Here is a 13,390-nt window from a genome sequence, read left to right on the forward strand (position 1 = left end):
GCCTACTGACAAGCTTCACAAGCCTCTGGGTTTTCCAAAGAACATGCGATCACTTCAGCGTCTGTGTAAGTCTTTTTAGGGGCAGCTTCTTGAGCAACGGGGGCTGCATCCATAGAATTCGCCGCGGCTGCTGAAAGATCTGCTCCTGTAGAAGAAGACTTCACAGTTGTTTTTGCGATCTTTGTCGCTGGACGAGAGCGCAAGTAGTAAGTCGTTTTCACACCTTTTTTCCATGCATACATATACATAGAAGAAACTTTACCGATAGTGGGGCTTTCCATGAACAAGTTCAAAGATTGAGCTTGGTCGATGTAAGCTCCACGATCCGCCGCCATATCGATCAAGGACTTCATTGGGATTTCCCAAACTGTGCGGTACAACTCTTTCAATTGTGGAGGAATTGCCGCCACGTCTTGGATAGAACCATCTTGAAGTTTGATCTCATTGCGGATGTCTTCATTCCAAAGACCGATCGCTTTCAATTCAGACACCAAGTATCTGTTGATTTGCATGAACTCACCAGAAAGTGTTTCACGTTTAAACAAGTTAGATACTTGAGGCTCAATTGCTTCGTAGCAACCTACGATAGAAGCGATAGTTGCTGTTGGAGCAATCGCGATCATCAAAGAGTTGCGCAAACCGTGCTTTTTGATTTTTTCTTTCAAAGCGTTGAAACGCTCTGGTTGAGAAGGAGTCACGCCCCAAAGGTCGTATTGCAACAAACCTTTAGCCGCTTTTGTTTGTTCATAAGCGCCGTGAGTTCCGTGTTTTTCAGCCAATTCACAAGAAGTTAAAAGAGCATTGTAGTAAATCTCTTCTTGGATTTTCGCAGACAAATCACGAGCCGCTGCTGAATCAAATGGAAGCTTCAATTGGAAGAACGCATCTTGAAGACCCATCACACCCAAGCCTACCGGACGCCATTTGTGGTTAGAATCCTTTGCAGTTTCGATAGGGTAGAAGTTGATATCAACAACGCGGTCGAGGTACTTCACAGCTGTGCGAACAGATTTCGCCAGTTTTTCGAAGTTGAATTGACCGTTTTCAACGTGACGACCCAAGTTCACAGAACCCAAGTTGCACACCGCTGTTTCTTTGTTTGAAGTCACTTCAAGGATTTCAGTACAAAGGTTAGACAAGTGGATCACGTTGCCAGCTTCGCCAGTTTGGTTGGCTTTCATGTTGGCAGCGTCTTTAAATGTCATCCAGCCATTCCCTGTTTGCGCCAAAGTTTTCATCATGCGCGCATACAAGTCTTGAGCTTTGATTTGTTTTACATAAAGTTTTTTCGCTTCAGCTTCTTCGTAAGCTTTTTCGAATTCAGGACCGTAAGTGTCTACGAAATGAGGCACTACGCGTGGGTCGAACAAAGACCACATGCCATTTGTCTCAACGCGCTTCATGAACAAATCTGGAACCCAGTTTGCCAAGTTCAAGTTGTGAGTGCGTTTTGCTTCGTCACCTGTGTTGTCGCGAAGTTCAAGGAATTCCTCGATGTCCGCGTGCCATGTTTCAAGATAAACGCAGGCAGCCCCTTTACGTTTTCCACCTTGGTTTACAGCCGCAACAGAAGAATCCATTGTTTTCAACCAAGGAATGATACCGTTCGAGTGACCGTTTGTTCCTTTGATCAAAGAACCGCGGGAACGAACGCGAGAGTAAGCAACACCGATACCGCCCGCGAATTTAGAAAGCAAAGCAATGTCTGTGTACTTATTGTAGATCGCTTGCAAATCATCATCTGGAGAGTCCAAAAGATAGCAAGAAGACATCTGAGGACGAGTTGTTCCAGAGTTGAAAAGAGTCGGAGTGGAAGCCATGTAATCGTGAGAAGAAATCAAACGATAGAATTCGATAGCTTCTTCAACAGATTGAGCAAGACCGCAAGCCACACGCATAAAGAAGTATTGAGGAGTCTCAAATACTTGGCGTGACATTGGGTTTTTCAAAAGATAACGATCGTAAACAGTTCTCAAACCGAAGTATTCAAAACGGTCTGTGCGGTAAGGCTCAATCGCCGCGCAAAGAGCTGCTTTGTTAGCTTCTACGAATTTATAAGTCGTCTCAGACAATAGACCTACAGAGTGACCGAAAGCCACAGAGTCCGCGAAAGATTGAATTTTCTGAGAACGAACTTCTTCATCAATATATGTAGAAAGAAGACGGGCCGCCAAACGAGAATATTCTGGCTCTTCGCCAATCAGCAAAGACGCTGTTTGAATACAAAGATTATCAAGCTCGTTTGTTGTTGCTCCATCATAAAGACCGCTGATCGCCTTTGTTGCTACACGAAGTGGATCCACTTGTGTCAGGCCTTGGCAGTTACGAGTCACGCGTTCAACGATCTTTGTTACGTCGACGGGCTCAAGTGTGCCATCTCTCTTTTTAACTCTCATGATGTGAGCTGTTGTTTCCAACATGGTGTATCCCCTCTGCCCCGTTCCATTTGGGCAAAAAAATCCCTGACCCGGATTTTTGCCCCTCGCAAAAATTCAGATCACGGTTCAATATATAAATGTAAGTATTGTTTGAGACTGAATCGCTAATCCTTAGCTGTTGGTCCAGAGTTGTAGCTCGTCAACCTCCCTTAAGTCTCACCCCTATATCTAGGGGTCTCTTGTGGGTGCCTCATCAATAAGGCGGGTATCGATCTCAATTCTGATCCTGTAATTCTTTCTTTGAAGTTGCAAGAATATTTTTTCAATTAACGCCAACTTTTTTGTGACGTTGCTCATCAATTAAGCAGATCGGGCGATCTGCTTGACTCAGTTCCAATGCAAACAAAATTGGCAAGAGCTTGTCATTTTACCTCGTAAAACCAAAGTCTAGCTTGAAAAGTCTGTCTAGGGCTGTTTTAAACGAGGAATTTCCTGTACTGATCTTACACGATCTTAAATTGTGCAGAAACTAAGCAAGGTCTGAGGCCAAAGGAATCGATTTTTTCTGCAAAACAGTTTGTGCCAGGACATCTTCTTCGCTCTGGGCGTGGAAATGCTGCGATTGATACGACTTTTGCGCGCGCAAATAATCAATGATGTACTGGTGCGTGCCCATTTTATCCTTTGTCCACTCCGGCGCCACCAACTCATCCCAACGAGAAGAGTAAGCCGCCAGCCTGTGGAGAGCAAAACGGGGAGACAAATGCTGTAAGAAGAGTTCCACGCGATGAGCGTAGGTATCACGATCAATCGGCATAAACTCTCCACGATGATACATTTCTTCCAGCGGCGTCTGTTTTAAGACGTGCAGGTTGTGAAGTTTCACATTCGTGATCGGAAGAGTGTTCACGATCTCAGCGGTCTTAATAATATGCTCGTCAGTTTCACCGGGATTTCCAAAGATCAGATGAATTCCTAAATCCACTTTCGTATTCGAAGCAATCTTGTGAACCGCTTCAATCGATGCTTCGGCTGTGTGACCCCGGCGCATGAATTCCAGCTGATCATTAAAAAAACTCTGCACGCCCAGTTCCACGGCGACAAAAGATTTTTCGTGATACTCCTGCCACAAATCCAAAACTGCTTTCGACAAACAGTCAGGACGAGTTCCCACGGTGAAACCCTTCACCCAAGGATAAGAAAGAGCCACATCAAAGTTGTGACGAAGAGCAGACACTTTCGTGAACGTGTTTGTGTAAGCTTGGAAGTAGATCAAAAAGGCTTTGGCTTTGTAGCGCGCACTGATTTTAGATTGATAAGTCTCAATCTGCGTACGCAACTCCATGGAAAGGCTTTCGGCATTGGCGGCAGACCCCCACACGTCGCAAAACACGCAAGTCTGCATGCCTTTAAGGCCGCGGCGATTAGGGCAATCATCCACAACAGAGACCGGGACCTTGTAGACCTTTTCTCCAAAGAGCTTATTGTAGTGCTCACTAATTGTATGATAGGGAAGACCTAACCAACCTTTTTCCATTGGAAGCTTGTACAAGTTTTTACTGCGGGAAGTCAATCAAATGAAGTCTTGGAAAGACATTGGATTTGAAATTGAGATCACAGGAGACCAAAGCCCGAGCTTGCGCCTATTAGAATCCGTGGATCCGACGAAGGATCGCGGTGAGTCCATGCATCATTCTGGTGGAGCTTGTGCTGAGACGTTGTTGATCTATGGAAAACCTATTCATGACGTTCTTAAAAAAGTTCAGAATCCTCACTTTTTAATCGTGGGCCTGGGACTTGGATATATAGAGATGACGATCGCTCGTGAAGCTCTGCTTTTAGGGAAAACGGCAAAGGAGATCGGACTTATCACAAGTTATGAGAGCGTTCCTGAGCTGCGCGAGTTTTTTTATCAGTGGTTGCATGGAAAAACTGAAAATTTAAACAAAGAAGTCGTCGAGACTTATGACGCTGTCGCAAAATCCGTTCTTCAAGATACACATATAAGTAAAGAATCGCTTCAAGAGTTTTTAAGATTTCATTTCTTGTCTTTAGCGGACATTCAACTCGCCCTATCGGCGGATGTAAAACTGACCTCAAAATATCACTGCATTCTCTATGACGCTTTTAGCTCGAAGACTTCTCCTTATCTTTGGGAAGAAGAATTCTTGGTGCAGCTGCTTCATGAAGGCAGTGCAGAACAAAGTGTGCTTTCGACATATGCCTGCAAGGGGAGTTTAAAGCGTGCTTTGCGCAGAGAAGGTTTTGAAGTTTTTGTTCGTGAGGGTTTTCAAGGAAAACGAAATTCCACATTGGGTGTAAGGCATATTGCACTTAATTTGTAACATTCACTGCCGCAAAAAAGACTTGCTTAATTTTTTCAACAAACATTTACTTAGTTATGCAAATAATTCGGTACGTTTTCGCAGCTTTGCTATTTCCTTTCTTTGTCTCTGCAAAGCCTTTGGTTCTTGCAACATTTCCTATTCCTTTAATGGTAGAGAATACGGAAAAAGGTCTTTTCATTAATCTCACCAAAGAAATCGCCAAGCGCAACAATCGTGACATCAGTATTGTTGTCTATCCTACGGGAAAAACTCTTTTGGAGTTTAGTAATAATAAAGTGGACGGAATTTTTCCGGCGCTCGACGTATATGTCCCGAAGCTTTCAGCAAGGACAGCACCTTTTTATTATAAAACCGATTATATTTTTTATAAAAAAAATCATCCTTTTAAAACAATCAAAGATCTTGAAGGACGCAAGGTGGGGCTTACGTTCCGCTATCCTTATGCTCAGGAACTTGTGCAAAATAAAAAAATCAAATTCGAGTTCGCAGCGGATGATGTTTTGAATATGAAAAAATTGGGGCGCGGAACAATTGATGCTTTCGTTGTCGAGCAAAGATCCGGCCTAAAAGCCTTGCAACTCAGCGGTGAAAAAGACATTGAGTTCGATAAGGATAAACCTCTTTCCCAGCAAGTCGTCTTTTACGCCTTTCAAAATACCGAAGAAGGAAAAATGCTCGCAGAGATTTTTTCCAAAACGATCGAAAGCATGAAAAAAGACGGCAGTCTCAGCCGTGTTTTGGCTGAGACTGAGTAGAGGACTTATTCGACGGTGCCTAAGCGAATTTCCGCATCAAGCACGATATAGAGCTGAGCACTTTCGCCTAAACTCCACTGCAAATCATAAAGTTCGCTTTGACGAGGATACTGTTGAATCAAGTTCAGAATCACTTGTTGAGCTCGGACTTGCGCTGAACCTTGGAAAGATTTGTTTTGTTTGGCTCGAGGCTTTAAGGTCTCTGCGCGAAAGTTCCAAAGATTTAATTGGAATTGTTCGTAAGGATGTAAAGTTGAACTGACCTTAGTAGAAATTTCCGCGAACTTTTCTTGGGCTTCGACGAGGTCCTGGTAAGCCATCTCTTTTTGCCCCTGCATAATCAAGCGGGCCGCACGATACACTTTAATACGAGCCCACATGAAGTGATAAGGGAACTCGTAAACCTGGGATTCTTCCGCTGTGCGAGCCGCATTTTCTAAAAGTCCCAAGGTTCTATCAATACCTGCAATTGTTTTACTGTCGTTTTCATTCGAGAGATAAGCGCGGATGTAAGAACTCATCGAATCATACCAACGCGTTTTATTGGGATCTTCCCAAGCTTTTGTGACGCCGATGATTTCAACAGGTGTGGCGCCTTGGCTCAGTCTGAAACCAACAAAATGAGAACGGTTTGTCGGGTAAGTTTCTGGCAAACTCATCCACCATTCTTGACGACCTGGAACCATCACGTGTGTGGCTGCTGTATAAACTTTTGTTGTCGTACGACCGAAGCTGCGCGGACCTACCAGTTCATCTTGGTGTCCTGAAAGACGATTGATCACCCATTGATAATCAATGTGTCCCCAGTCCTCTTGTAAAGTGCGCGAGACATGAGCAAGGCGGGCTCTGGTTTCTAAAGTTTTATTCAAACTGTATTCATAGCCCTCTTGACTGGTCGCATCGCCTAAGAAGTGATTACTCTGTCCTAAGAATTTATTTTTCGCACGGCGAGCGACGACAACGGTGTTTCCGCTTAATTCAATAGATGCGACTTCATCTGTTTTAGAATCTGAAATAAAGAAGGTCCATGCGCCAAAGCCTTTTCTTGTTTTAATCATGGAGATAGCCTCATCCAAAGTGTGGGCTTTCATAATGATTGAATGAAGAAGGTAAGGAGCAATGTCTGATGTTCCAGACTCATAACGAATCTTTGTGCCTTCCGTTTGCAACTCGTGAAGACTTACGGAAAGTCCATAGTTATTAAATCCACTGATGCCACCGGCATAGTGCAGGCCTGCAGAGCCTAAGCCTACAGAAGTAATGCCATTTCTTTGTCTATTGATCACGACCACTTGTTCGGGCTCATAGAAGCCCAGAAGACCGGTATCAAAATTTCTTCCGTGAACGAGGGCTCCGTCCTTGGAACCGCTGGCAGAGGCACTAATCCCTGTGCATCCCATTTTAATAGAACGTAAGCCCTTTGCTAAAATCTTAAAGGGTTTTAAAAGTGAATGTCCGATAAAATAAGGCGCGCAAGAGGCGAACACTTGTATTTTTCCCTTGCGTGGATTTTCACTGAGTTGTCTTTGCATGGCATCTGTGAAAATCGAAAACTCAACCATATAATTGGTCTCTTCAAAAGTTTTCCAATCGACAGGACTGCCGGCGTCTTTAAGACCCTTATAAAGATTCTGCAAACCTGATTTGAAATCGTCAGAGACACTGGTGCGATAGTTGTCCATCACGCATCTTTTGATAAGCATGACCTGTTCACGCTCTTTGCCACTCAGCTCACCGAAGGCTTGATCTGCACGAGTTTGCACGCCTTTAAGAACGCCCTGCTCAATTTCATTGCGAAGAAAATAGCCATGATAGTAAGCCGTCTCTCCAAATCCGCCTTGCAGGTCCAGCACATGAATCGCTTTGCTGGTCCCTGAGGCTTGGCAAATAAAATGCCTTTGCCCGTGGAGTTCTTGCTTAAGAATACAGTCAGCCCATGACAAAGACGGAAGAAGCAAAAAAATAAAAAGGATGTGTTTCATAATATCTCCAAAGACAGATAGACGGAAAAAGTTAGAAATCCAAAAGCCGCGACCATTTCGATTCTTCTAAGAACATTCTTTAAAGAACTCTGCAAAGAGCGAAGTGCCCAAAGAAGCGCAAAGAAAGTCACAAGGAAGGCCATAAAGTAAACCATCACTCCGGCAAACAAAGAAAAATGCCTGCTGTGGCTGATGTTGACGAAAAGTCCTGCGTAAATAAAAACCAAATGGAAATTTGAAAGAGTTAAAAGGAGACTGTTTTTAAAGCCTTGCTGTTGTTGCTGCAAAGGTTTCACTTCCTGATCTTTGTCTTTCAGTGAAGGAAAAAGAATTTTCCCGGAATAAAGAACAAGAGAAGCGACAGTCAGTCCCGTTAAAAGTGTTTTAAGCCAAGTAAGCTGCAAAAGCGGACTTTGCAGTAAAAGCAAAGCCAAGGTGATATAAAAAATATCACCTAAAAGAAATCCCGCGATAGAACCCCAAGGCCAAGTGCGTTTGTTAATAAGACTGCGAATGATATTAAAACTCGCAGGACCCAAAGCAAAGGCGGAAAGAAATCCGACAAGGATCAACCACAAAATCATTGGAGAACCTCGCCCTGACCGATGTGAGCGCGGATGAAATTTAAATATTCTTCCGCCGTTTCAAAAGTCGTTTTCATTTTGAACTGGCCACGGCTGCGGTTTTGTTCAAAGTATTTTTGCAAGTAATCAGCACTCATGAGGGTCACTTGCGCAGGACCTAGAACTCCGACATCACGGCAGTCTTTGTAGTCGCCATTCAGTCTTTGCATTTCTTGCTCAAAAGTGTGCGCTAAAAGTTCCGTGTTCACTTCGCTGTGCGCAGGCACAAACAAAGTCCAAAGATAAGATGCTTTTCCGTCTTTCATTATCGGAGATAAAAAGAAATGGCGAAGATCGACGTTTGTGAGATTCTTTGTCGCTAAATAACAATCTAGAATCTCATCATCACTGACTTTTTCTGCGGCTAAATTCATTCCGGTGCTTTTGCGGCCGACGAATTCAAATACCAAATCTCCTTGGTATTCTTCAAAGCAGATCACATCTTTCATGGAGTAATGAATAAACCCATTTGGTGCACCGATGTTAATATAATACGCAACGCCCATTTCAATTTCATGAAGACCTAAGTTCTTTTTTTCACCAACAACGGGCGTAAAAGAGTAAAGAAGATCGGGATTTAAAATATACCGTTGACGACCATTTTGATATTTTTCATAAGGAAGACCAATAGCGGCTTCTGTGGCGGCATAAACGCCATAATAGTTCAGTTCATGACCCACAAGACGGTTGATGCGCTCTTGGTATTGCTTAATGGGTGTTGCGGCATAAATAAAAACTTTAAGATTAGGCCAGATCTCATTGATGTGTTGTTTTCCGGTTTTCTGTAAGATCGCCTCAAGGATACTGATGATATAAGTTGGAATTCCGCTGACGACTTGAATGTCTTGTTCTAAGGATTCTTTGATAAGCATATCAATTTTGCGATCCCAATTGGAAATCGCCAATACTTCGCTGGAAGGAAAAGTATTTTTTGCCAAAGACTTTGGAACACGCGTGCTTAAGATTCCAGAAATATATCCAAATTTAATACCGTTTTGCGAGTACAAATAAGGATCAGAACCAAACGTCAGGCGACCGACTTTAAGAAAATTAATATCAGGTTCTAATGTGCTGAGTTTGCTCGCAATGCGCTTTTGGGATTTTAAGAACATCTTAATCATTCGCTCGTTATAAGGAACGCGTTTACTGTCCTTACCTGAGGTTCCTGATGAAAGACCGCAGTGTTCAACGCTGTCTTTAAATAAGATGTTCTTGTGTCCTGCTGCGATCATATCAACATAAGGAGCATAGTCGTCATAACCATGCACGGGCACGTGGTTCACGAATTCTTCGTAGCTGCGAATATGGGACAGGCGAAGATCTTTGTGTAAACGGGTGCCTGAAAGATTTCTGCGCAGGCTTGCGTAGTTCTTTTCTTGTTTCGTTAAAAGATCGGCGCGCTTCACGCTTATATAGTTTGCATAAGTCTTTAAGTATTTTTGACCCAAGTTTTGTACGACAGAATCCATTGCGAACATAAAACTCTCCTTTGTTTTGATGAAGGTAATCTATTTGAGTTTAGGTCCTATGTCGCGGAATCGAGTTGACAGGAAAGGGGCAAATCTGTCGAAAACTCGATCTTCCATTGACACTTTTCCAGGGTTTTTGTCAAAATTGCGGTATGGCAACTCAGTCTAAAGAAGATATTTATTTTGCTGTCTGTAACGCGATTCTAAAGATGGAAGTTGCAAAAGGCCACTTGAAGTGGACTTTAACGGATATCTCCCGCGAATCCGGGATCACGCGATCGTTGATTTATTATTACTTCGGAAAAGAAAAGAAATCAGCCTTGCAAGAGGCTTACAAATTTGTGCTTTCAAATTTCTTTAATATCGAGCGCACAAAATCCATGGGAATCCGTGAACGTCTTAAAAAAGTTCTCGAAGACGTAAAAAAGATGCCTTATCTTTTCGTTCTTTATTATCTCGAAAGAAATACAGGCGGGGAGATCGGATTGATGATCCGCGAGGCTGAAGGCATGTTGCTGCAGGCTTTGAAAAAAGAATTTCCAAAGCTCAACGACAATCAAATCTTAGAAATCTATTTAAAAGAATTAGGAGCGATCACGTTCCAGCTTCCGCCGGAACGCGTGAAGGATCTTTTCGCAGATCATCTTTAGTCTTCAGCCAAAGCCTTTGGTGTAAAGCGGCTGGATTTTATGTTTTGATCAATTTTCACCTGAGAAATAGTAATTTCAGTTCCGCGCTTGTTTTGCACGTTGCGGATTTTAATTTTTCCCGCACGCCATTTTGTCGGGGATACTTTTTTGTAGCCCGTGATATCTAGAACTTTTAAAAGTTTTCCTTGCTTATCAAAACATTCAGCTTTTACAGGAAGATAGTCGCTCGCAGCAACGTAGCTTACGATTTTTGAATAGTTCGCCGATGTGGAATTCACATCGCTCTCAATCAAATAATACTTCTTCCCTTTGACTTCGATTTCTTTTTTTAAAGCATTCTGAGCACCTTGCTCACGGTTAAAATCGAAATCCTCAACACTGAGTTCAGAACCAAGAATGCCGCCTTGGCCGCTTTCGCCAGTCAATCTTCGTGTTTGTTTAGTAGATGGCAGATAAATCCACTTGTCTTCTTGTTCGCCTTTCAGAGTGGCAAGCAGGGCCGTGCCTTTAAGATCTTGCGGCTTTTGCATGCGCACCAAAAGATAGTGTTCTTTTTTTTCGGGACTCAACCTCCAAATACGCATCTGACGATCCTTGCTTGAACCGTCGGCTTCAATGATTTTCATATTCACAACGAACTCTTCATCATGAGAACGCAAGCGACTGCTCATCTCCTCGCCAATTTTTTGCACCGAAGGAGCTGCTGTTGCTTCGGCTTGAACAAAGCGCGGTGCAAATGAAATCACAAGAACAAGAACAAATGAAGACGCTATAGCCATAACTTTCTCCTTTTTCCACGGTACTGAAGTCAAGAGCCACGGGCAACTTTTCAAGAGTGTTGGGAGAAGAATCAAATCTCCGACAAGACCAGCCAGCATCGACAAAAGCATGTAGAAGCCAAAGATGCGATTCATGGCAAAATAAGACGCCATAAACACGGAGAATCCTGCGAGAAGGGTTAGGCTTGATATCAAACAAGGATTTCCTTCACGCCACAATGTTTTTTCGATCTCAAGATTTTTTGATTTCGAGGCCTTTTGGATCAGGCGCAGCCTCTCTAAAAGATAAACCGTGTTGTTAAACGCCAATCCCAAGGCGATTGAAAAGATAATCGCAACACTCGGCTTAATCGGTGTCTGTGAAATCGCAAGAAACCCTAAAAGAGCTGCGGGGGGAACTAAATTTGGAATACAAGCCACCAGGGCCCAGCGCAAAGATCTAAAGACAAAAACTAAAACCAAACAAATAGCTGCCATTGATTGCCAGAAACCAAAGATCAATTCATGGGAAAGTTCATTGTTTAAATGATGAATGGTTGAGCCCATTCCGGTCACTTCCACTGTCATCTGCGGAAAACTGTTTTGCGTAATAGATTTGATGTTCGCAACCAATGAGTGAAGCTCATTAGCTGGCAAATCGCGCGTTCGCACGGAAACCCGTGTATTGGAAGAATCCGTATTTAAAAAGTTCTTTAAAGGACTGTTGTTGGAAAGCGAATACAAAAAGAAAATCTCCGCCGTTGAAGAACGGCTCGCCGGAAGACGAGAGTGATGGAGGTTGGCGGCAGCCACCAAGTCCGGAAGGCCCACGACGCTGCCAACACCATTGAGTGCGCGAATATCACTTAAGAGTTGATCAAGCTTTGCTAAAAGCTTTGGATCATTCCATACATCGGCAGCCCCTTTGATTTCAATATCAACCGGGATCATGCCACCGAGTTCTTTATCAATCGTCTCCGTCGATAAACGCACCTGATGATTTGTTGGAAGATCATCAAAAAGACGGGCAGACCATGAAAGGCTTTGTCCTTTCAAGGCTAAACCTGAACACACAAGAATAATTAAGAACGCCCACACACCGGATCTTCTAAAAAGATACAAAGCCCAACGCGCCTTACTCCACGCCCATTCGCGTGCGCGTGGTCCAGGCAGGAAATGCAAAAGAGGAAAGAGAAGAGCTGTCGTTGCAATCCAACCAATGATAATAGCCATGGCCGCCGTTAAACCGTAATCGCGGATTAAGGGTACCTTCACAGTGAGCAAAGCCAAGAAACCAATCATCGTTGTTGTTGAGGCAAAGAAGTTCGGCCCTAACAGAGTTTTAAAAGTATAGTTCACCAATTGATGGTGACTTAGATGCGGTTGATTTTTTCTTTCTTCCGTAAACCTTAAAAGCGTGTGAATACATAAAGACACGACATCCACAGTCGTCAAAATAGGAATCGTGCTGGAAAGAATTGAGAACGGATATCCGGCAAGCGCCATCACCGCAAGCACCATGATGTTCGCGCAAATAATCACAATAAATGAAATGATCAGAGGCGACCAGTTCGCAAAGATAAGACCTAAGACTAAAAAGCATGCGATAAACCCTAGAACCACGAAGTTGCGAATTTCGGTTTGCAAAAGAACGCCGACATCTGTTTGTACAGCCGGAGTTCCGCCGATTTCAACGTGAGAAAATGGCACGGAGGCACTGGCTGTCACAGCCAAGTTTTGGCGAAGATGCAAGAGCTCTTGCGTATTCAGAGGCTGGATGTTCACAATGATCGAAGCCGTTTTTCCGTCTTTAGAAATCAGTGTCGGAGAAATTAAAGGATTGTTCAAAGTTTCAGACTGCCATTTTTCTGTAGGTAAACTTTGCAGAAGCGGTCCCACACTTAGACCATGGTCACTATTTATTGCACCCTGAACGGTCGCCAAACTCAGAGTGTTTTTCACTCCTGGGAAGTGCGCAAGAAGATCTGTGAGCCTTTCTAAGCTTTGAATCTTTTCTTTTTGAAACCAGGTCTCGCTCTCGGAAGGAATTTTTGCTGTAATGATGAACGGTTGCGAGTCAGAAAGCTGAAACAGCTGTCGTGTGTGTTCATCCCTCTTCAATAGCGGATTATCCTGGGGAAGAAACTGTTTTAAACTGTACTGCGTCTGTAATTTTGGGAGAGCGAAAAGTCCTAGGACTGTAAGAACGAAAACTACAAGTAGAGAGGAAATGGAAATTCTTTTGACGGAATTTGGAAAATTAGAATTTTCAGTTTTCTTTTTCTTCATGCGTATGTCTTCTTTCGATTCTTGTTGCACAAGATCCTTTAGAAATTTCTTCTCTCGCCGTATTCTTGAAACATGATGATGGGAACAATGATGAAAAAAACAATGATAACGACGAAAGGCCTATCGGCCGCGCTATTT

Annotated in this window: 9 protein-coding genes; 3 read left to right on the plus strand and 6 right to left on the minus strand. The window is 43.3% G+C overall.

All coding sequences use genetic code 11. The annotated features are described in order from the left end of the window. Positions 1 to 2 precede the first annotated feature (2 nt). Together AAAA78_RS09295 and AAAA78_RS09300 are read right to left on the minus strand one after the other, a co-directional pair. Entirely contained in the window at positions 3 to 2,420 is a 2,418-nt protein-coding gene (locus AAAA78_RS09295) for a ribonucleoside-diphosphate reductase subunit alpha (protein WP_340591671.1), read from the minus strand. A gap of 487 nt (positions 2,421 to 2,907) precedes the next feature. After that, positions 2,908 to 3,915 carry a TIGR01212 family radical SAM protein gene (locus AAAA78_RS09300; RefSeq protein WP_340591672.1) on the minus strand — a complete coding sequence of 336 codons (1,008 nt, stop codon included), beginning with the start codon at positions 3,913 to 3,915 and terminating at the stop codon, positions 2,908 to 2,910. Between the two features lie 40 nt (positions 3,916 to 3,955). Between AAAA78_RS09300 and AAAA78_RS09305 the strand changes: the two genes are divergently transcribed. Both AAAA78_RS09305 and AAAA78_RS09310 read left to right on the plus strand, forming a co-directional pair. Then, positions 3,956 to 4,723: an MnmC family methyltransferase gene (locus AAAA78_RS09305; protein WP_340591674.1), complete on the plus strand. Its 768-nt coding sequence runs from the start codon at positions 3,956 to 3,958 to the stop codon at positions 4,721 to 4,723. A gap of 56 nt (positions 4,724 to 4,779) precedes the next feature. After that, positions 4,780 to 5,481, plus strand: coding sequence for a substrate-binding periplasmic protein (locus AAAA78_RS09310; RefSeq protein ID WP_340591675.1), 702 nt, complete (start codon positions 4,780 to 4,782; stop codon positions 5,479 to 5,481). A 5-nt stretch (positions 5,482 to 5,486) separates the two neighbouring features. Here AAAA78_RS09310 and AAAA78_RS09315 read toward each other — a convergent pair whose 3' ends face one another. Genes AAAA78_RS09315 through AAAA78_RS09325 form a run of 3 tightly spaced genes read right to left on the minus strand, consistent with a single transcriptional unit; the run spans position 5,487 to position 9,564 of the window. After that, positions 5,487 to 7,463, minus strand: a complete 1,977-nt coding sequence (locus AAAA78_RS09315) for a C45 family autoproteolytic acyltransferase/hydolase (RefSeq protein WP_340591677.1) — start codon at positions 7,461 to 7,463, stop codon at positions 5,487 to 5,489. Then, the gene (locus AAAA78_RS09320; RefSeq protein ID WP_340591679.1) at positions 7,460 to 8,047 is read right to left on the minus strand and encodes a LysE family transporter; all 588 of its coding nucleotides are present in this window, start codon (positions 8,045 to 8,047) and stop codon (positions 7,460 to 7,462) included. The genes AAAA78_RS09315 and AAAA78_RS09320 overlap by 4 nt, the downstream gene beginning before the upstream one ends. Further along, positions 8,044 to 9,564 (minus strand): GH3 family domain-containing protein, encoded by a 1,521-nt coding sequence (locus AAAA78_RS09325; protein ID WP_340591682.1) that lies wholly within the window; start codon positions 9,562 to 9,564, stop codon positions 8,044 to 8,046. The genes AAAA78_RS09320 and AAAA78_RS09325 overlap by 4 nt, the downstream gene beginning before the upstream one ends. A 143-nt stretch (positions 9,565 to 9,707) precedes the next feature. On the opposite strand from AAAA78_RS09325, the gene AAAA78_RS09330 reads away from it, so the two are divergent. After that, a complete protein-coding gene (locus AAAA78_RS09330; protein ID WP_295899243.1) occupies positions 9,708 to 10,205 on the plus strand; it encodes a TetR/AcrR family transcriptional regulator in 498 nt (165 codons plus the stop codon). Here the strand turns inward: AAAA78_RS09330 and AAAA78_RS09335 are convergent. Further along, positions 10,202 to 13,084 carry an outer membrane lipoprotein-sorting protein gene (locus tag AAAA78_RS09335; RefSeq protein ID WP_445291978.1) on the minus strand — a complete coding sequence of 961 codons (2,883 nt, stop codon included), beginning with the start codon at positions 13,082 to 13,084 and terminating at the stop codon, positions 10,202 to 10,204. The genes AAAA78_RS09330 and AAAA78_RS09335 overlap by 4 nt on opposite strands. Positions 13,085 to 13,390: the final 306 nt, after the last annotated feature.

Source organism: Bdellovibrio sp. BCCA, assembly GCF_037996825.1.
In the GTDB taxonomy this organism is placed as follows: domain Bacteria; phylum Bdellovibrionota; class Bdellovibrionia; order Bdellovibrionales; family Bdellovibrionaceae; genus Bdellovibrio.

Excerpts from the sequence above, each read along its gene's own strand:
- AAAA78_RS09295 (WP_340591671.1), bottom strand. The coding sequence starts at position 2,420 with ATGTTGGAAACAACAGCTCACATCATGAGAGTTAAAAAGAGAGATGGC.
- AAAA78_RS09300 (WP_340591672.1), bottom strand. The coding sequence starts at position 3,915 with ATGGAAAAAGGTTGGTTAGGTCTTCCCTATCATACAATTAGTGAGCAC.
- AAAA78_RS09305 (WP_340591674.1), top strand. The coding sequence starts at position 3,956 with ATGAAGTCTTGGAAAGACATTGGATTTGAAATTGAGATCACAGGAGAC.
- AAAA78_RS09310 (WP_340591675.1), top strand. The coding sequence starts at position 4,780 with ATGCAAATAATTCGGTACGTTTTCGCAGCTTTGCTATTTCCTTTCTTT.
- AAAA78_RS09315 (WP_340591677.1), bottom strand. The coding sequence starts at position 7,463 with ATGAAACACATCCTTTTTATTTTTTTGCTTCTTCCGTCTTTGTCATGG.
- AAAA78_RS09320 (WP_340591679.1), bottom strand. The coding sequence starts at position 8,047 with ATGATTTTGTGGTTGATCCTTGTCGGATTTCTTTCCGCCTTTGCTTTG.
- AAAA78_RS09325 (WP_340591682.1), bottom strand. The coding sequence starts at position 9,564 with ATGTTCGCAATGGATTCTGTCGTACAAAACTTGGGTCAAAAATACTTA.
- AAAA78_RS09330 (WP_295899243.1), top strand. The coding sequence starts at position 9,708 with ATGGCAACTCAGTCTAAAGAAGATATTTATTTTGCTGTCTGTAACGCG.